At 40.7% G+C, this 19193-nt stretch carries 23 protein-coding genes; 6 read left to right on the top strand and 17 right to left on the bottom strand.

Annotated elements, in window-relative coordinates:
* Positions 1-66: 66 nt before the first annotated feature.
* From H6G77_RS04195 to H6G77_RS36180, 3 genes are read right to left on the bottom strand one after another with little or no spacing between them, the layout of a single operon-like run.
* Positions 67-333: a BrnA antitoxin family protein gene (locus H6G77_RS04195; RefSeq protein ID WP_190870905.1), complete on the bottom strand. Its 267-nt coding sequence runs from the start codon at positions 331-333 to the stop codon at positions 67-69.
* Positions 317-592 (bottom strand): BrnT family toxin, encoded by a 276-nt coding sequence (locus H6G77_RS04190; RefSeq protein WP_190870904.1) that lies wholly within the window; start codon positions 590-592, stop codon positions 317-319. The genes H6G77_RS04195 and H6G77_RS04190 overlap by 17 nt, the downstream gene beginning before the upstream one ends.
* Complete coding sequence (locus tag H6G77_RS36180) at positions 593-715, bottom strand: hypothetical protein (protein WP_277880548.1); 123 nt, start codon at positions 713-715, stop codon at positions 593-595.
* Between the two features lie 56 nt (positions 716-771).
* Here H6G77_RS36180 and H6G77_RS04185 point away from each other — a divergent pair, with 56 nt between their 5' ends.
* The gene (locus tag H6G77_RS04185) at positions 772-1011 is read left to right on the top strand and encodes a hypothetical protein (RefSeq protein WP_190870903.1); all 240 of its coding nucleotides are present in this window, start codon (positions 772-774) and stop codon (positions 1009-1011) included.
* Complete coding sequence (locus H6G77_RS04180; protein WP_190870902.1) at positions 1008-1403, top strand: type II toxin-antitoxin system VapC family toxin; 396 nt, start codon at positions 1008-1010, stop codon at positions 1401-1403. The genes H6G77_RS04185 and H6G77_RS04180 overlap by 4 nt, the downstream gene beginning before the upstream one ends.
* 68 nt (positions 1404-1471) lie before the next feature.
* Here H6G77_RS04180 and H6G77_RS35555 read toward each other — a convergent pair whose 3' ends face one another.
* The 7 genes from H6G77_RS35555 to H6G77_RS04150 form a co-directional block, all read right to left on the bottom strand.
* Entirely contained in the window at positions 1472-1660 is a 189-nt protein-coding gene (locus tag H6G77_RS35555) for a BrnA antitoxin family protein (protein ID WP_313954481.1), read from the bottom strand.
* 44 nt (positions 1661-1704) lie between these two features.
* A complete protein-coding gene (locus tag H6G77_RS36175; protein ID WP_277880547.1) occupies positions 1705-1827 on the bottom strand; it encodes a hypothetical protein in 123 nt (40 codons plus the stop codon).
* A gap of 3 nt (positions 1828-1830) precedes the next feature.
* Positions 1831-2067 carry a hypothetical protein gene (locus H6G77_RS04170; protein WP_190870901.1) on the bottom strand — a complete coding sequence of 79 codons (237 nt, stop codon included), beginning with the start codon at positions 2065-2067 and terminating at the stop codon, positions 1831-1833.
* 239 nt (positions 2068-2306) lie between these two features.
* Positions 2307-2720, bottom strand: a complete 414-nt coding sequence (gene atpC, locus H6G77_RS04165; RefSeq protein WP_190592925.1) for an ATP synthase F1 subunit epsilon — start codon at positions 2718-2720, stop codon at positions 2307-2309.
* Positions 2721-2813: 93 nt separating this feature from the next.
* On the bottom strand, positions 2814-4259 hold the full coding sequence (atpD, locus tag H6G77_RS04160; protein WP_190592926.1) for a F0F1 ATP synthase subunit beta: 1446 nt from the start codon (positions 4257-4259) through the stop codon (positions 2814-2816).
* Positions 4260-4472: 213 nt separating this feature from the next.
* The gene (locus H6G77_RS04155; RefSeq protein ID WP_190870900.1) at positions 4473-5144 is read right to left on the bottom strand and encodes a PEP-CTERM sorting domain-containing protein; all 672 of its coding nucleotides are present in this window, start codon (positions 5142-5144) and stop codon (positions 4473-4475) included.
* A 276-nt stretch (positions 5145-5420) separates the two neighbouring features.
* Positions 5421-6380, bottom strand: a complete 960-nt coding sequence (locus H6G77_RS04150; RefSeq protein ID WP_190870899.1) for a choice-of-anchor L family PEP-CTERM protein — start codon at positions 6378-6380, stop codon at positions 5421-5423.
* A gap of 932 nt (positions 6381-7312) precedes the next feature.
* Between H6G77_RS04150 and H6G77_RS04145 the strand changes: the two genes are divergently transcribed.
* Both H6G77_RS04145 and H6G77_RS04140 read left to right on the top strand, forming a co-directional pair.
* Entirely contained in the window at positions 7313-8131 is an 819-nt protein-coding gene (locus tag H6G77_RS04145) for a SirB1 family protein (protein WP_190592929.1), read from the top strand.
* A 280-nt stretch (positions 8132-8411) separates the two neighbouring features.
* Complete coding sequence (locus H6G77_RS04140; protein ID WP_190592930.1) at positions 8412-9329, top strand: histone deacetylase; 918 nt, start codon at positions 8412-8414, stop codon at positions 9327-9329.
* A 154-nt stretch (positions 9330-9483) separates the two neighbouring features.
* On the opposite strand, the gene pstB is transcribed toward H6G77_RS04140, so the two are convergent.
* The 7 genes from pstB to H6G77_RS04105 all read right to left on the bottom strand — a co-directional run bounded on the left by pstB (position 9484) and on the right by H6G77_RS04105 (position 16823).
* Positions 9484-10311 (bottom strand): phosphate ABC transporter ATP-binding protein PstB, encoded by an 828-nt coding sequence (pstB, locus tag H6G77_RS04135; RefSeq protein WP_190870898.1) that lies wholly within the window; start codon positions 10309-10311, stop codon positions 9484-9486.
* Between the two features lie 69 nt (positions 10312-10380).
* Positions 10381-11283 (bottom strand): phosphate ABC transporter permease PstA, encoded by a 903-nt coding sequence (gene pstA, locus H6G77_RS04130; RefSeq protein ID WP_190591990.1) that lies wholly within the window; start codon positions 11281-11283, stop codon positions 10381-10383.
* A gap of 5 nt (positions 11284-11288) precedes the next feature.
* On the bottom strand, positions 11289-12230 hold the full coding sequence (gene pstC / locus H6G77_RS04125; RefSeq protein WP_190591989.1) for a phosphate ABC transporter permease subunit PstC: 942 nt from the start codon (positions 12228-12230) through the stop codon (positions 11289-11291).
* Between the two features lie 11 nt (positions 12231-12241).
* The gene (locus H6G77_RS04120; RefSeq protein ID WP_190870897.1) at positions 12242-13243 is read right to left on the bottom strand and encodes a PstS family phosphate ABC transporter substrate-binding protein; all 1002 of its coding nucleotides are present in this window, start codon (positions 13241-13243) and stop codon (positions 12242-12244) included.
* Between the two features lie 33 nt (positions 13244-13276).
* Complete coding sequence (locus H6G77_RS04115; protein ID WP_396020666.1) at positions 13277-14350, bottom strand: sulfate ABC transporter substrate-binding protein; 1074 nt, start codon at positions 14348-14350, stop codon at positions 13277-13279.
* Between the two features lie 371 nt (positions 14351-14721).
* Complete coding sequence (locus H6G77_RS04110; protein WP_190591986.1) at positions 14722-15483, bottom strand: circadian clock KaiB family protein; 762 nt, start codon at positions 15481-15483, stop codon at positions 14722-14724.
* Positions 15484-15551: 68 nt separating this feature from the next.
* The gene (locus H6G77_RS04105) at positions 15552-16823 is read right to left on the bottom strand and encodes a type IV pilus twitching motility protein PilT (protein ID WP_190591985.1); all 1272 of its coding nucleotides are present in this window, start codon (positions 16821-16823) and stop codon (positions 15552-15554) included.
* Positions 16824-17539: 716 nt separating this feature from the next.
* On the opposite strand from H6G77_RS04105, the gene H6G77_RS04100 reads away from it, so the two are divergent.
* Both H6G77_RS04100 and wecB read left to right on the top strand, forming a co-directional pair.
* Positions 17540-17914, top strand: a complete 375-nt coding sequence (locus tag H6G77_RS04100; RefSeq protein ID WP_190591984.1) for a hypothetical protein — start codon at positions 17540-17542, stop codon at positions 17912-17914.
* A 147-nt stretch (positions 17915-18061) separates the two neighbouring features.
* The gene (gene wecB, locus H6G77_RS04095) at positions 18062-19177 is read left to right on the top strand and encodes a non-hydrolyzing UDP-N-acetylglucosamine 2-epimerase (protein ID WP_190870896.1); all 1116 of its coding nucleotides are present in this window, start codon (positions 18062-18064) and stop codon (positions 19175-19177) included.
* Positions 19178-19193: the final 16 nt, after the last annotated feature.

The raw sequence follows: 19193 nt of genomic DNA, 5'->3' as shown, positions 1-19193 counted from the left end.
ATTTTGGTAGTTTTGAGAAGTGCGATCGCATTTATTAAGTTGAGGAGAAAGTGCAATCATTAAGTTTTAGCCTATTTTCTCCAATAGTGCTTCATTGATAACCGTTTGATAACCTATCCCTCGCTTTTCTGCCTCTTTCTTTGCCCAAGCTATGATTTTAGGATGAAATCTAATGGAAACCGGCTCATACTTTTCCTCTTCATCCTTAGCAGGTCGTCCGCGCTTCCTGAGTGTAACCCCAAACTGATCTGCGATCGCATCTCTGAATTTTTGATTTTCTTCTGGTGTAACTCGTCTTGCTTTGTCAAAAGGAAACTCAGATTCCTGATTCATATTCTTGACACTCCCTTTTTGTCGCTCTTCTTGCACTAATTATCCTGATGCGATCGCCTCGCATGGTAAAAACAACCACAACAATTGAGCCATCTTCCATTTCACCAATCGCCCATTCCCTTTCTTCTCCCTGAGAATGAATAGAGTCTTCCGTAAACATGAGATACGGGTCGGCAAAAACTGTTACAGCTTCCTCGAATTTGATACCGTGTTTCAAAAAATTTGATTCGGCTTTGTTGTCGTCCCACTCAAAGCCCATTTATAGTATATACCAAAAATATTGTCTTTGCCATCCTACAACGACTGGGACTTTGGGATGAAGTGCATAGATGCGATCGCTTTTTGTTTGTAGTGAAGAGAGTGCGATCGCGTTATCTGTCATCGGACAGATTGGAGAGTTCCGCTAAAATAAATAGCACAACCATTAGGGGCAAAGCTATGAGCAATCAAGAACTAGAGCAACAACTCCTCAGCCTCGACTTAGCAGAAAGGATTCGCATCCTCCAAATTTTAGCTCAAAGCCTGACAGTGCCATCATCACAGCCATCTCCAACCCCTGATGCAATTGATTTAAAGAGCGATCGCAGTCCTCAGCATCCCCTACGCAAAATCCCCATAACAATTCCCCCAGATTTTGACGAACCCATGCCTGAATTATGGGATGCTTTGGGACAATGATTTTGCTAGACACCCACATTTGGCTGTGGTGGCTCCATTCCCCAGATCAGCTTTCTGAGCGTGGTCGTAACCTATTAACCATAGGCGAAAATCAAAATGCCCTTATTGTTTCTGCTATTTCTGTTTGGGAAATCGCAGTTAAGTATAGTAATGGGAAACTACCACTCCCACTTCCCGTTAATGAATGGTTTGCACTTGCCAAAAGCCGACCTGGAATTACCATAGAACCACTCGATCCACTTGATGCAATTACCAGCACCCAATTACCCGGCGACTTCCACAAAGACCTAGCTGATCGTATTATTGTTGCGATCGCCTACCGCCGCAATATAGAACTTATGACCTGCGATCAAAAAATTCTCAACTATCCACACGTCAAAACACTTTGGTAAGTGCGATGTCTAACTACAAGCCTTACGGCTACGCGTTTGTAATATTGGGAAAGTGCGATCGCTAGATTTTAGCCTATTTTCTCCAATAGTGCTTCATTGATAACCGTTTGATAGCCTATCCCTCGCTTTTCTGATTCTTCCTTTGCCCAAGCTATGATTTTAGGATGAAATCTAATGGAAATCGGCTCATATTTTTCCTCTTCATCCTTAGCTGGTCGTCCGCGCTTCTTGAGTGTAACCCCAAACTGATCTGCGATCGCCTGTATGATGTTGGGAAGTACGATCGCTTATATCCCCTTCTTTACTCAGACTTTTGTGCAGCTTTTTTCACATCATCCACACTTAACTCCAAAGCCTCTGCTATCTGCGCGATGTTTCCTTCTAGAAACCAGATAAGCGCATGGGTATCAACAACATATTTCATAGATTATTTTGACCAGTCTAAATAATCTTCTCTATCTCCATGAAATTCAGCTATACCGAAATCGTCTTCCGTGGATTGATTTTCCCCTGAGAACATCCCAAATGTCATTATTTGTGAATGCTGAAAATAATTTCTTGGTTCTAAAAAAGTTACGATTACCCGACTTTCTGACACATCTGATGGTAGTTCGGCAAGTTCTACTTTGCCATTTTTATAAATTCCTTCAATCGATTGCAACATAAGGTTTGACTATGATTTATTCACACCAATTATAAACTAGGAAATAATACATATATGCGCTATATGCGCTATCAAGAGATTTTACAGGAATAGCCCTTAATGCTGATTGGGAGTGCGTTAGCGTAGCTTAACGAAGTTATCGCGTTTGGTTGTTAGATGTTCATCACAAAACTTCCTCAAAAAAATTTGTAGAGCAAGCAGATAGCCTACTCTACAAAATTGCAGATTATGAGCAATGTTTACACCAAACCGCCAGCAGCTTGAAAACGAGCGCGGGCGCGTTTGTATGCTTGGTTAGCTTGGATTTGAGCTTGTCGATCGCCTGCTGGAACTTGAGCTAGGCGGGTTTGGGCTTCGTTGTAAGCTGTGCGTGCGCTGTCTACATCGATGGTGTCGCCACGTTCTGCGCCATTGACTAGAATTGTCACTTCATCAGCTTCTACTTCTGCGAAACCACCCAAAAGTGCGATCGCTTGCCAGTTAGTATTTTTGCCGGCACGAACACGCATTACCCCTGTGTCCAAGGCGGTTAACAGTGGTGCGTGTCCACTGAGGATACCTAACTGACCAGTTGTACTGGGTAAAATTACTTCTTCAGCTTCAGCATCCCAGATTGTTTTGTCTGGGGAAATTACACGAACGGTTAATGCCATGTTTCAGTTATCAGTTATCAGTTATCAGTTATCAGTTATCAGTGAACAGTTTTCATGTCTGATGACTGTTCACTGATGACTGTTCACTGAGTATTAACCTTTGAGCTTTTCAGCTTTGGCGATCGCTTCGTTGATATCGCCTACCAAGTAGAAGGCTTGTTCTGGTAGAGCATCTAATTCACCAGACAGAATCTTCTGGAAGCCTTTGATGGTGTCTTCCAATTTTACGTATTTACCAGGAGAACCGGTGAATACTTCTGCTACGAAGAAGGGCTGAGACAAGAAACGCTCAATCTTCCGAGCGCGTGCTACAGTCAGACGGTCATCTTCAGACAATTCATCTAAACCGAGAATTGCGATGATGTCTTGTAATTCTTTGTAGCGTTGTAAGGTTGCTTGCACAGCACGAGCAGTGTTGTAGTGTTCGTCACCTACAATGTTGGGCTGTAACATTGTTGAGGTAGAACCCAGAGGATCAACCGCAGGGTAAATACCTTTAGCAGCCAAACCACGAGATAGTACTGTAGTACCATCCAAGTGAGCGAAGGTGGTTGCAGGTGCGGGGTCGGTCAAGTCGTCCGCAGGTACGTAAACCGCTTGAATGGAGGTGATAGAACCTTCGGTTGTCGAGGTAATCCGTTCTTGTAATGCACCTACGTCAGTACCCAGTGTAGGCTGATAACCTACCGCAGATGGCATCCGACCTAGTAGCGCAGATACTTCTGAACCTGCTTGTACAAAGCGGAAGATGTTGTCAACAAACAGCAATACGTCTTGTTTGTTGACATCACGGAAGTACTCAGCCATTGTCAAACCAGACAAACCAACCCGCATTCTTGCTCCGGGTGGTTCGTTCATCTGACCGTAAACCAGCGCGATTTTTGATTCGTTGAGGTTGTCTTTGTTGATAACCCCAGATTCAATCATTTCGTTGTAGAGGTCGTTCCCTTCGCGGGTACGCTCACCCACACCAGCAAATACGGATACACCACCGTGCTGGGTAGCGATGTTGTTGATCAACTCCATCATGATCACGGTCTTACCGACACCTGCACCGCCGAACAGACCAATCTTACCGCCACGTCGATAGGGAGTTAGCAAGTCAACGACTTTAATTCCGGTCTCGAAAACGGAAGGTTTGGTTTCCAGTTCAGTTAGCTTGGGAGCATCGCGGTGGATAGGTAAGGTTTCCTCCGCATTTACTGGCCCTCTGTTGTCAACAGGTTCGCCAAGGACGTTGAAAATCCGACCCAGGGTAGCTTTACCCACTGGTACACTGATGGCAGCGCCTGTATCGACAACTTCCAAACCGCGTACTAGACCGTCGGTGGAACTCATCGCCACAGCTCGAACTTGGTTGTCGCCCAGCAGTTGCTGTACTTCGACGGTTAGGTTGATTTCCTGTCCAGCTTCGTTAGTGCCTTTGATGGTCAAAGCGTTGTAGATTTGCGGTAATTTACCGCCAGGGAATTTAACGTCTACAACAGGACCAATGATTTGGGTAATGTAGCCTATGTTTGTTTTTTCTGCGGTGACCATGCTGAGCCTAATGATTGAAGCTATATTTCAGATGAGGTCTTTGATGACAAAAGATTAAGCAATGTCATCTTTCACTGTAGCACCGGAAGGGGACATAACTCCGTTAGTAATTCCTTAAGACCAGTGTTTTGTTTTGGAAATGAGGCTAAAAACAAAAAACACCGCGTCAGATGTATTCTGACACGGGCGCTACAAAGTTGAGTGAAAATTTATTTATGCTTTAGCTTTTAGTTTCTGGAGTTGACGCTTAGATACTGAAACTGTACCTAAAGCCCCCAATGCTAATACACCCAACCAAGCACTAGGTTCAGGAATTGATGTGGGCGTGCGTGACAGAGTAATGTTATCCAGGATTAAACCAACATTATCTCCACCAACGCCTTCAAAGGCTAAATTAGCAGTGGTGAGTGTGGCGACATTAATCCTACGGCGAATGGTAGTCAAAGCTTCGTTAGCTGGTAAGGTAAATGTTTCGTTGAACAAACTGCCCAAAGAGACAATTACGGAGTTAGTTTCGCCTCGTCTACTAGCGCCACCAAGATCGAAACTGATGTCAACTAAATCTCCCGGATTAAATGTAAATGCTGTTTTTGATGTAATTCTGCCAGCATTACTGGTCGAGCCATCTGTATCAAGATACAGTCCGTTACCAGGGAATAAGTCAAAAGAACCATTCCCAATTAAATCAACGCTGCCACCAGAAACGTTCCAGTTGGTAAAAGCATTGTAGTTTAAACTTCCCACACCACCATTTTCACTATTAAAGTTGTCAGACAACAAGGTGGCGGCGTTGGCTGTATGAGATGTTGCCATGCCTATGGCTGTGATGGTAGTTAATGTGAGTCCTAGTTTACTGAATGTGGAAAAAAAATTTGATTTAGCCATACTTTAAGTAGAATGTTTTTCCAAAGAAAGAGGCCAGTAGTAATACGGGCGGTTTGTTAAGTAACTTGTCTAGGGGTACTGTGTTTTAGGGGAAAACTACTCCTAATAGGCGATCGCATCACAGAACAAGCAGCAAATTCTGGTAAACAGTTGGTTTGACTACAAGTTTTGAGCTTGGCAGTTATCTTACTACGTGTTATTCCTGTGAAGTTACTTTTATAGAGTACTTCTTACTTTGTAATTTAATAATGAAGTTTCCGTATTTTTACATAAAATTTAGCGGAGAGCTTTTGTTGCTGCTAATGTCCGCTTGCGGAGGGATGTCAGACCAAAAGCAGCACTAGCCAATATACCTACAATAGTGGTGGGTTCTGGTACTTGTTTTACGGGTGTTGGTGTAGGTACTGGAGTTGTTGGTTGCGGAACGGGTGTGGGTTTTGGTTTTGGCAATTCACCAGCAGAAAAAGTACCGGCTTGAATAAACACCGCAGAATCGTAACGATAATCTCCCACATCTGCAATTGCTATTTTCAGTCGATGTACGCCTTCACTCAAACCTAAGAATTGTACAGAAAAGATGTTGGTAAAACCATCATATTGCAGATTATAAATTCCACCATCACTGAAGGCATTATTATTAAATAATTGCGGATTGGTGGCATTACTACCAAATGGATTACCACCATTAACAGTATTAATAGAAACTGGTGTATTAGTTCCAGGAATTAAGGCAATATTTTTACCATCTAAGAAAAAGCCAAATACATCGTTATATTGAGAATTTACATATTCGTTATATTCTTCGGAGGCGAAAACATAATTAAAAAATAGATTGCCAGTTGTGGATGTAAATTCAAATTCTAGTACACTAGCATCAAAGGTTTTTACACCAGAAATTAAAGCACTTAAGTCAGTATCACCAGGTACTTTGTTGCTACTAGATGCACTTTCAGTAGTATTTGGCCCGGATGCCAATTTTGCATTACCAGTAGTGAGAATAATCCCTCTATCTATGCCGATACCTGAAGTTAAACCATCTGTGAAGATTCCAGATGCTATTGATGCACCTTGATAGGTAGCATTAGAGATTGTAATCCCTGAACCTAAAATGTTGTTAACTAAAATATTTGGGTCACTGCTAGTAGTAATATTGACAGCTTGGGCAGGTGCGGTTACTAATCCTAAACCTAATAAAGAAAATGCACCTGTTTTGAAAAAACCCTGGAGAGATTTCATGTTTTTCTACCAATTAAACGTGATATTGGCAATATTTTTTGCTAAAGTTTAGGGATTTTCAGCAAGAATTATGCCAGAAAGTAGCAAGTATTATGGTTGTAAACTGAATTCCTCTCTAGCCGCGATCGCTGATTATCAACGTACTACTGTAACCACACTTTGAAAACACATTTCTGCCGAATCTGAGCGAGTTAATCTTTATCTGTTCTCGCTGGTCTATGTAATTAGATTAGTAGGTAACTATTTTTTTGGATAGTAGAAATACGGTTATTTACACAATAATTACATTTTTAATTCTGTATATTTACTCGCAAAAGTTGATTTTGTAAATACTTGAGACGATTACAAGTTCAAACTCAATAATAAAACTTTGTAAATAAACCTAATTCCTTCAAGATATTTTTATAATTAAATATAAAAATAAGACGAATAAAATATAAGGAAAATTTTAAATTGGTATAAACAAATTTTTACAGATTTTATCAATAAATCAATTTTTGATAAAAATAAATCAGAATCACAATCAACGACATTTTTTAATAATTTTCGTCATTTATTTATCTAGTTATAATAAAGATTTTGAGTGAAAAAGATTACATTCTCAGTAATAATTCAGAATGGCAAGAGAAATAGAAAATCAGTACGATAGCAGTCTGATTTGGAAGGTATGAACACAAGACAAGGTAGAAAGATGTTTGTAAATCATTCAGAATTGCTTTATCAGGCTATGAAAATTTCTATCTAGTAGACTCCTAACTTATTTATGATTCTGATTTCTGAAGGCTGATTCCTGAATGCTGTTTGATCAAGTTGCGCGATTTTGCATTCGGCGTTTTACTTTCATGCTCTTCACTTAAGATAAAGATAAGTGCAAAAATCGCTCAGTCCCTATTTGCCCTAGCTTCATCTTAGATTTACAGCAGAATTTGCTTATGAATTTCTCGTCAGCAAGACAATATTTTTACCAAGAGATTCAGCAACCTGACGAGTATATCAACTTGGCCAAGGCAGCACTATACATTGCCCAAGAAGAATATTCCAACCTTGACCCGGAAGAATATCTCAATGCCCTCGATACAATGGCACAAGAGGTTCAAGAACGTTTACCAACTCCACGCTATCCGTTGCGGTTGATTCAAAGCTTAAATCAGTATTTGTATGATGATTTGGGATTTACGGGCAATAGTAGCAACTACTACGACCCCCGCAACAGCTTTTTAAATGATGTGATTGACCGCCGTATCGGGATTCCCATCACTCTCGCACTGGTTTATCTAGAAATTGCCCACAGAATTGGGTTCCCGATGGTGGGTATAGGATTACCGGGACATTTTCTCATCCGTCCTGATATTCCAGATATGGAGATTTTTGTGGATGCTTTTAATCGGGGTGAGGTAATGTTTGCAGAAGATTGTCAGGAACGACTCACCCAAATGTTTCAACAACCTGTCAGCCTCAAACCCGAATTTTTAGCCACTGTCAGCAATCGGCAATTTTTGGCTAGGATGCTGACGAACTTAAAATACATATATCTCAAACAGCAAGATTTGGAAAAAACCCTCTCTGCTGTGGAACGAATTTTATTGTTATTTCCGGCAGCGATGTTAGAAATCCGCGATCGCGGTCTGCTTTACTATCAATTAGGACATTACCCGCAAGCAGTCACAGACTTACAAAATTACTTATCCAAAGTTCCTGATGCTGAAGATGCAGTGGTAATTCAACGGTTACTTACAGAAATGGGTAAATAAACAAGTTTGCATTCAAGCGGCACATTTCCTAGTTGAGGCTGTCATTGGTCATTAGTCATCTGTCAATACTAATGACTAATGACAGTCTCAAGATAGTGGGTTTAAGAGTTGATAACTCCTGCCTCCTGCCTGGTTGGTGAATCTCGACACTTCTCCTACCGGAGACGCTACGCGAACGACAAGCTCAGTGCATCGCTTCGCTCGATTACCGCGAAGCCGAACCACTGCCCCCTGCCTTCTGCTATACAATGGCATTCAGTAACTTTGATGATTGCCACCTATGCTACCAGTCATCTATTCGGATGAGTTTTTGAATCACAAAACGGGAAATTATCATCCAGAAAAACCAGAACGTCTAACAGCCATTGTCACAGCGTTAAAAGAAGCGGCATTTGCAGAAAAGATTGCTTGGCGCGAACCGACTCCCGTTGCTGACAACCCATCGTTGATGTCTTTATTATTACAAGCCCACAGCCCCGCCTACGTCAAAAAACTGGGCGAAATTGCGGCTAGTGGCGGTGGCTATCTTGATGGTGATACACCCGTTTCAGCTAATAGCTATGATGTGGCATTGTTGGCGGTGAGTGCTTGGTTAGATGGTGTTGATGTTGTCTTAGCTACAGAAAATCCGGCTTTTGTGCTGGCGCGTCCACCGGGACACCATGCTGAAAGTGATTCTGGGATGGGTTTTTGTTTATTTTCTAATGCTGCGATCGCAGCTTTTTATGCACTAGAACAACCAGATGTTAAGCGTGTGGCGATTCTCGATTGGGATGTACATCATGGTAACGGAACTCAGGCGATCGTGGAAACTCACCCCCAAATTGCCTACTGTTCTCTTCATCAGTATCCTTGCTATCCTGGCACTGGTAGAGCTTCCGAACGTGGCTATCATAATAACGTTTTAAATGTGCCACTGCCCCCAGGTAGTGATATCAACGCTTATCGCCCACTGTTAGAAAGTAAGATAATTCCATTCTTACAAAACTTTCAACCTGATTTATTAATTGTCAGCGCCGGTTACGATGCTAATGCCGCCGATCATTTGGCAAGTATGAACTTACTTCCAGAAGATTATGGTTTATTTACAGAGTACTGTTTGGGTATAACTCGAAAGATTCTGTTTGGTTTAGAAGGTGGTTATGATTTTTCGGCACTTTCTGAATCTGTGTTAGCAACAATTAAACGCTGTTTATGAATCTAGGGGCTAGTACAGTTCGGCGTAAATAAACCGACCACACTTCGACGGCGCTCAGTGACCATAAGAAATTGCTAAAAGGCTGATGTTATCACTATTCTTTCTTTTTCCTTTTGACCTTTTACTTTTGCCTTGTTGTACTAGCCTCTTTCATCTAACCAAAACGACCACTAATATATTCCTCTGCTTCTCTAGTATGAGGAGAAGAGAACAGTTGAACTGTCGGGCTAAATTCGACTAATTTACCACGGCGTTTGCCATGTTCATCAATTTCGGTATTAAAAAATGCTGTCCAATCTGCAACTCTCGAAGCTTGCTGCATGTTGTGAGTCACCATAATAATGGTGTATTGTTGCTTGAGTTCTAAGCAGAGTTCTTCTACTTGGCGGGTGGAAATGGGGTCAAGGGCGGAACAAGGTTCATCCATTAATAATACATCTGGCTTCATCGCGATCGCCCGTGCAATACAAAGTCTTTGTTGTTGTCCACCAGATAATGCTGTACCTTTAGCTTTGAGTTTGTCTTTGACTTCATCCCAAATTGCTGCGCGTCTGAGGGAATCTTCGACTAATTCATCTAAATTACCTTTATAACCATTAGAACGGGGGCCAAAAGCAATATTTTCATATATGGATTTTGGGAAAGGATTTGGTCTTTGAAACACCATCCCGACTTGGCGGCGTAATTTGACTGAGTTAATTTTAGGATCGTAAATGTTGCGATCGCGGTAATTTAATCTGCCTTCAACTTTCGCACCGGGAATCAAATCATTCATCCGATTAAAGCATCGCAACAGAGTACTTTTACCACAACCACTAGGGCCAATAAAAGCTACAATTTGCTTTTCGGGAATTTGTAGATAAACATCCAGCAAAGCCAAAAAACCACTATAGTAAACTCTCAGACCCTCAATATCAAACACATTTCTTTCTTGAATCAGTGTATTATTACTTTGCCTACTTCTATTATCATTGTGAGTCATGACCGTTACACCTAAATTGAAGATTTCTATTTGATATCTGCAAAAATTCGCCGTTACCTAAAGCAATACCTATCGAGTGATTGAAAAGCGTTGGCGAACATAAATCGCTATCCCGTTCAATACTAAAATCAACAACAACATCACAATAATTGTTGCGGCTGATGAATTAGCAAAACCTGGTTCTGGACGACTGAGATAACTAAAAATTTGAATTGGTAAAGCCATAAATCTCTGGAATAACCCAGGATCAAAAGTCAAAAAACTCACAGCCCCAACTACTATTAAACAAGCTGCATCACCCACAGCACGAGATACAGAAATAATCACCCCTGTTAATATCCCAGGAATCGCATAGGGGATAACGTGATGGTAAATAGTTTGCCATTTAGTCACACCCAAACCATAGGAAGCGTGTCTTAAAGAATCCGGTACTGCACGAATCGCTTCTCTAGATGTCACGATAATTACTGGTAAGGATAACAAAGATAAAGTTAAAGCTCCAGAAATTAAAGCCGGGCCAAAACCTAACAAATAATTAAATACTCCTAAACCCAGCAACCCATACACAATTGAAGGTACACCAGCAAGATTACTAATATTAATTTCGATGATGGCAGTCCACCAAGCTTTAGGAGCGTATTCTTCTAAATATAAAGCGGCTCCTATACCAATTGGCACTGCAACTAACATCACAATAATTGCCAACAGAATACTCCCAACAATTGCGGGACGAATACCTCCCTCATCCGGGAACCGCGATGGAGTTTCTGTTAAAAAACCTGGGGTGACAAATCTGACTAATCCATCTTGGCAAATATCAAAAACCAGTAATGCCAAGATAAATAATCCAATCAACAACCCCAATAAAAAAATGATTTCAAATACCTTACCGAGTGACTCTCTTTTTTCAATATTATCGGTAAATTCTGCACTAGAATCGAAAAAATCATTACCTTGATAACTTGTAGCCATATTGATTAATCGTATTTTTCTTTAAATCTATGGGAAATCCAGTAGCTAACAATATTTAATGCCAAAGTTAGCAGAAATAACACAGCCCCGACAGCATATAAAGTTTTAAAATTGAGACTTCCTCTGGGGCTATCTCCACCAGAAATCTGTGCCATATAAGCTGTCATCGTCTCGACTGACTCCATCAAATTCACAGTCAGTTTTGGCTGTTGTCCAGCAGCAATTACCACGGTCATTGTTTCACCAACAGCGCGAGAAATACCTAAAATAATCGAAGCCGTAATTCCTGAAAGTGCTGCGGGTAATAACACTTTAAAAATCGACTCTAATTTAGTAATGCCCAACGCATAAGCGCCTTCTCTTAAAGAATTCGGCACGGCTTGAATCGCATCTAAACTAATAGAACCAACTGTCGGGGTAATCATCACACCCATCATTAACCCTGCACTCATAGCATTAAAGATTTCTAGAGGCAGAAAATTTCTCAGGAATGGGGTCACAAATAACAGGGCAAAATATCCATATACAACTGTTGGTATCCCTGCTAAAAGTTCCACTGCTGGACGCAAAATGGCAGCGACTTTAGGTTGGGCATATTCACTTAAATAAATTGCGGAAGATAAACCCAAAGGAATCGCTACTGCCATCGCAGTGAGAGTAGTTAAGAAAGTCCCCGCAATTAACGGCCAAATGCCAAAATGTCTTTCCGCAAATAAAGGTGTCCATTTAGTATCGAGAAAAAAGTCAGCTAGGGGGACTTCTTGGAAGAACTCAAATGTTACCTGAAAGATAATAACGACAATACCAAAGGTTGTTAAAACCGAGACTAAACCACAGCAAAATAAAATTGTGGCGATAATCTTTTCGGTAATATCTTCGGATGGATTTTTTTCTAGCGATCGCCGAGAATCTTCCTGAAAACCATTTTGATGATTGATGGCACTCATAAATCAATAAATTAAATAAAGTTAGTAATTGGCTGACCTGGTTTAGCTTTTTTGAATTTTGTGCCGGTTTCCCCCTTGAGAAATTTCTGTTTAACTTTCACGTAGGCTTCATCAGGTAAAGCCACATAACCTGCGCTATCTACCCATTTCCAGGAGTTTTCTAAATAAAAATCAACAAATTCTCGTACTGCTGGCTTTGTATCTAACGACTTTTTACTCACATAGATAAACAAAGGACGGGATAATGGTGTGTAAATATTTTTCACGACATTATCCACTGGTACAGGCTTTTCACACTTGCCATTAGGGTTTTCTACAGCTACTAAATTCAGCTTGTCTTGATTTTGAATGTAGTAAGAAATACCCACATAACCTAAAGAATATTTATCTCCTGCTACCCCTTGCACTAAAGTATTTTGATTATGGCTGGGAGTATAATCTGTGCGACCATTTTTAGCTTTACCTGTCACCGCCTGGGTAAAATAATCAAATGTACCTGTATCCGATGCAGGCGCATAAAGTTTCATCTTTTCATTAGGGAACTTCGGATTAACTTGATTCCAAGTTAAAATTTTGCTGTCTGCCTTAGCACTCCAAATTGTTTTTAATTCATCAACAGTCAAACATTGCACAAAATCATTTTGCCGATTCACAATTACGGCTATACCATCTAAAGCGATGGGTATTTCCAAAAATTCAATATTTTTACTTTTACATTTAGTGATTTCTTCATCTCTAATGGTACGTGAAGCACCAACAATATCAATTTCTCCTGCACAAAATTTACTGATTCCGCCCCCAGTACCACTTGATGCAACACTCACAACAGCATCAGCTTTCACATTATGATATTCTTCTGCTACTGCTAAAGAAATCGGAAATCCTACAGCTGCACCATCAATACTGACTTGTTTTTGCTTTTCTTTTTGACTACTACAAGCTGTTAGGCTATGACTAATTACCAGTAAAGACAGCAGTAATAGGTTATGTTTACATTGAGAAATAAAATTCATACAATTGCTAATTCCCTGAATTTGGATGAGGATTTATGCTTTACTATTAGCTTTAATTTTGTCAAAAATTGCCCCATCGTTTAAAAATTTGGTTTGAATTATGTCCCATCCCCCTAAATCTTGGGCTGTGAATAAAGTTTGAATGGGAGGATATTGTGAGATTACTTCTTGGGTAACTGTAGGATTTACCGGACGGTATTGTAATTTAGCAAATTCCCGTTGGGCTTCGGAAGAATATAAGAAGTCAACAAATGCCTCAGCTACTTTTCTTGTCTTGTGTTGATCAACATTTTTGTCTACTACAGCCACAGGATTATCTATCGAAATATTTAATTCTGGGATGACATAAGGTAGTTTTGTGGCTGTTTTCTCTGCTAAATTCACCTCATTTTCGTAGGTGATTAAAACATCGCCTTGAGCTTTTTGAAAAAACACATCACTGGCTTCACGGGCATCTTTGGTGAGAACGGCAGCATTTTGATAAACTTTGGCAATGTAGTTTAATGCTGTTGCTTCATCTCCGCCATTTTGTGTAACCGAACCCCAAAAAGCTAATAATTCCCAAATGCCAATTCCAGAAGTTTTGGGGTTAGCTGCAATGAGTTGTACATTGTCTTTCGCTAAGTCTGCCCAAGTTTGAATTTTTTTCGGATTACCTTCACGGGTAACAATTGCTGCTACCGATTTGCTAACAATACCATTTCTGGGGGTTCTAATCTGCCAACTGGATTTAATTAAACCAGCTTGTTGAATTCTCAGGACATCTAACGGCAGTGCTAAGTGGACTATATCTGCTTCTTGCTTACCTGAAATTACATCAGCTGCTTGAGCGACAGAACCGCCATAACTTTGGTCGAAAACTACTTTTTGGTTGTGTTCTTTCTGCCACTTTTCGACAAATTTAGGAATAATTTGGTCATGGGCTGCTTTAGTGACCGAAAAAGAAACTAGTCTTAGCTTAATTTCTGGTTCTGTCGCTGAATAACTCCCTGCACAAGCAGAGATAACTACACTTAAAATCGCACCTAAAAAGCATAAATATGCAAATCTTTTAACAGAGGTTTGGTTGAACCAAATTCTCCCGATTTTTTGATACAAAACTCGCATTAACTGTGCTGTTTTCTCAATGCAAGTATGTATATTAGCCGGATGCTGCGACTTGTTCATTAAAGATTTACCCCGTTATCTACAGCATCTCCATCGAGTTACTGTAATTAACTCAATAAAGCATGAAAATCTTATACCTGTCAAGACAGTATGTAATTGAACTATGAAAACTGAGGCTAATTCTTACTTACGGTTTTCCTAACAGCAACGCCAGCATTTTTGGCCAAATAAATCCCAATTTACTAAGCAATATACAAAGTTTTTTGGGTGGGAAAGCTTAATTAAAAATTAAATTTAACCTGCCAATATTCTTGAGTAAAACTAATTGTTGATTTTTTTTGTGAGCCAGAATACTAAATCCGATAAATTTTTTATAATTTTTCTTTAGTACCTAACATTTGGAAAATTTTCTCGGCGTTATCTAAATCGCCGACGATGCGTCGAATTGGTTGCGGCCAAACTTTCACCAGTGTGGGAGTTGCCGACACTTGATCAATTTCTGCTTGTTCTGGATGAGTTAAAACATCAATCACTTTTAAAGTGTAGGGATATTTGAGCGATCGCTCTAACATTTCGTGTAGATTGTGCAGTATCCGTTCGGTATTGGCGCTATGACCCGCAATAAATAAACGCAAAACGTAACATTGGGTTTTTTGTTGGATGTTTTGTGTGGCTCTGACTGGTGGATAGTATTTGGGAGCCTTTTCGGATAAATCTAAGTTCACAATTAAGTCGTGGTCTTCCCAAAGTTGGGGAAATGTGGAACGATAAGTGCCTAACACCATGCGATCGCACAAACCATCTTGCCAAGGTGCAGCTTGCCAGATTAAATCGCCCGTATGAAAAATTGTATTCAGTAAAGCTTGATGTTGTAATACTGCCGGATAAGCCTCGGCAAAAGTCCGAATTTGTTGCGTATGGGGATCTAACCAGTGGTCAACTGTGGCAGTATAACAAGGAACTAAAAAATGTGGCGGTTCCGATAAATCGAGAATTTCTTGTAAAGCAGCACACAAATGCAAATGCCATCGACCCTGTTTATTCGGGTCGATGCAATAAATTAAATCGCCTCCGGGTGTGAATAAGGCAATGCCTTTAAAAACTTTAGGTAAAAAGAGTTTAGGTGTAGTCAAGCTAGTTACAGGGGTTGGGGAACTTGGAGGTAAAAAGCCGAGGCGATAACTTTTTACCTTTACTGTAATTAAACTCGTCCTCGGAGAAACTGAGCCATTTCGTTAGGAGTTGGTGACATTTCTAAAGCGATTTCTTCAGTAATGCGACCTTCTTGATAAAGATTGAGCAACGACTGATTCATGGTAATCATGCCGTCGAAACTGGCTTGTTTCATCAATTCGGTAATTTCATCATATTTACCGTCTTTGACCCATTCTTTAACCGCCTCAGTGTTAATTAAGATATCGTGGAATGCAGCTCGTTTACCATCAGTCGTTCGACACAATCCTTGGGCGATGACTGCTACCAACGATTCGGCCAAGGCTACCCGCATCGCATCCTGTTCTGCACCAGAGTATAAATTCAAAATCCGTTCAATGGTTTTTACGGCGCTGTTGGTGTGCAGAGTTCCCATTACCAAGTGACCTGTTTGGGCAGCTTTTAAGGCGGTGTTGACGGTTTCTTTATCCCGCATTTCCCCCACCAGAATCAAATCTGGATCTTCCCGCAAAGCTGCTTTTAAAGCGTTGTCAAATTTGCGGGTGTGCATCCCCACTTCCCGTTGTTTGACCAATGACTTGCGGCTTTGGTGAACAAATTCTACCGGGTCTTCGATGGTGATGATATGCTTGGCCATTTCCCGATTAATATAGTCAATCATCGCCGCCATTGTGGTGGATTTACCAGAACCAGTCGGCCCAGTGACTAAGATTAAGCCTTTATGAGAGTGGCAGATATCTCGGAAAACTGGCGGTAAGCGCAACTGTTCCATTGATAAAATTTTCAGGGGAATCAACCGCAGTACCATTGCATGGCCTTTCAGCGAGCCAAAAACGTTCAACCGAACACGGGCGAATTCATATTGAGTTGCACCATCAAATTCGAGGTTTTCTTCAAATTGCTGAATTTCTTTCTCGGTCATCACTTCCCGTAACCAACTCATGAAAGTTGCATTATCTGTTTCGGGATATTCTGTGGGACTAATTTCGCCACGGTTGCGGAAGCGGGGAACTTCACCTACACCCAAGTGAATATCGGAATAACCATTATCAAAAGCTTCTTTAATAATTGCTCCCAAAGTTAACCCAGAAGGATTTTTTGCTGCTGGTGGTGGACTTGCGGGACGATTACCTGCAACTGGTGGCGGTGGTGCAGGTTGAGTTGTATTCCGGTGGGCAGACATATCTAATGTTTGTGTATGCTGCCGTTGTGTCGCTAATGATGGTGGTGGCGGCGGCATAGGTGGCACATTCCGAGGAGCAGCCGGATGGGAATTGGCAGAGTTTTGTGTTTCTGTCATATATCTTCAAAATTAGGGAGTTATGAACTTGAATCTGCAAAAAATCTGTCTTGGTGGTTCTAAGGACGGCAGACAGCAGGTTTGTTGCTGCTCCTTAGCTGAGAACTTTATCGCAACATTTCGTTACACCTAGCTTGTCAGTTAGTATATTTTTTTAGATAATGTGCAAATCTCTCCATTAGGTTAAAAAATCCTGAAGTCTATATAAACTTGTTTAGCACACTGCAACCTGATATATCCTTCAGTAATAACCCTTATAAATAAAAGCAATATATAATACATTTAATCAAATGTGAAAACATCCGGCGATTAGATGAGAAATTTCTCCGCAAAATTCCGGCAATTGACTAGCAGCTAAAAGCCAAATCAGCAGCAGGTATTTTTTTCAGACAAATTAGTGATTTATGAGAGACATCCCCAGTTTTTATAAGAAATATTAAGGGGATCAATTTGCGGGGTGGAAAACATTCTGATGAGGCTGTTAAGAACCAGCTTCTACTCCTTGAGATAGATGGCACAAACCAGTTCCATAGCAAGAAATCAACGGAACTTTACATTCATAATTAGAAAAACTTAACTGTAAAGTTAAGTTACCAAATGCTCATTTTTCCTATTCCTTTTTATATACTGGGATTCACTGAAACAATCAGTTGATTCGCCAACAGCGTTATCTCACTGATATTAAATTGATTGCTGTGTACTTAGGAGGAAAAGTCATGGTTTCGGCTCAAGGCTCTAATCTCGGAAAGACCTACTCCTTAATGATGATTAAAAGCTTCTTGATATGGACTTTCACGTTGGCAGTATGTTTGTTAGTTGTCGGTTTTCCATTAGTGGTTTTGATGGCTACGGTCGGATGTCTGTTGTCGATTGTTTTACAATCTGTCATGCCTGTTAGTGCGGTTTTACTAGTAGGTGGTGGGTTAATTTTGTTCAATATTTTGGCAGTGGCGATCGCAGCTGGTGTTCTCACCCTCAAAGGTGTACATCCCAGTGACATCAAATGGTTAAGCTGGTTGCATGGAGAGACTGAAGAATTACAAAAGACCTCTATATATGCAGCTTGCCCTTTAACTTGTGAAATCAAATAAAACTATTGCGTTAAACACGACAAACAGTACATCTGCCCGGTTCAGCCGGGTTTTTTCATTTTTAGTCATTAGTCCTTAGTCATTTGTCATTTGTAGGGATGAAACATTTACTATTGACCAATGACCCATGACTAATGACTACCAGCCATGACTAATAAAAAGCGAGTTGGCATTATTTTAGGTACACGTCCAGAGGCGATTAAACTAGCGCCTGTAATTCAGGTTTTCCAGCAATCTCCTGAATTTGCGTTGCAAGTAATTTTAACTGGACAGCATCGTGAAATGGTTGAACAAGTGATGCAACTGTTTAACCTCAAAGCCGATGATGACTTAGAGATTATGCAGCCGAAACAATCTTTAAGCGATATTACTTGTCGCAGCTTGCGCGGATTAGAAGAATTATTTCAAAAGAGTAAACCAGATTTAGTTATCGTCCAAGGAGATACGACCACAGCTTTTGCCGCAGCCTTGGCAGCTTTTTATCAAAAAATTCCTGTGGGTCATGTCGAAGCTGGGTTAAGAACTGATAATATTTACAATCCTTATCCAGAAGAAGCGAATCGCAGGTTAATTTCCCAAATTACGCAACTGCATTTTGCACCAACAACTTTGGCGGTGGAGAATTTGCAACGTTCTGGGGTGTTGGGCGAAATTCACTTGACTGGAAATACTGTGATTGATGCACTATTAAATGTGGCGGCGAGTCAGCCAGCTTGTAATGTTCCGGGGTTGAATTGGAATGAATATCGCGTGTTGTTGTCCACAGTTCACCGCCGGGAAAATTGGGGAGAACCATTACAAGCGATCGCTCAAGGTTTTCTGCAAATATTAGATAAGTTTCCTGATACTGCTTTGGTATTACCACTGCATCGCAACCCGACAGTTAGGGAACCATTGCAAGCATTATTAGGGCAACATCCGCGCGTATTTTTGACCGAACCTTTAGATTATGCCGAATTAGTGGGTGCAATTGGGCGATCGCATTTTTTATTAACTGATTCTGGTGGTTTGCAAGAAGAAGCACCAAGTTTAGGTAAACCAGTATTAGTTTTGCGAGAAACCACAGAACGTCCTGAAGCTGTAACGGCGGGTACAGCTAAATTAGTCGGGACTGAAAGCGCGAGTATTTTGGCGGCGGCGGCTGAGTTATTGAGTAATTCTGCGGCGTATGATGCAATGGCTAATGCGATTAATCCTTTCGGTGATGGTCATGCAGCCGAGAGAATTTTGCAAATTGTAAAGAATTATTTGGGAGTGGGTTGATAAATAGGGAGAGGCA

The organism is Aulosira sp. FACHB-615 (genome assembly GCF_014698045.1).
Taxonomy (GTDB): domain Bacteria; phylum Cyanobacteriota; class Cyanobacteriia; order Cyanobacteriales; family Nostocaceae; genus Nostoc_B.
The sequence above is the reverse complement of the archived record's forward strand: the minus strand, read 5'-3'. Positions and strand labels throughout refer to the sequence as shown.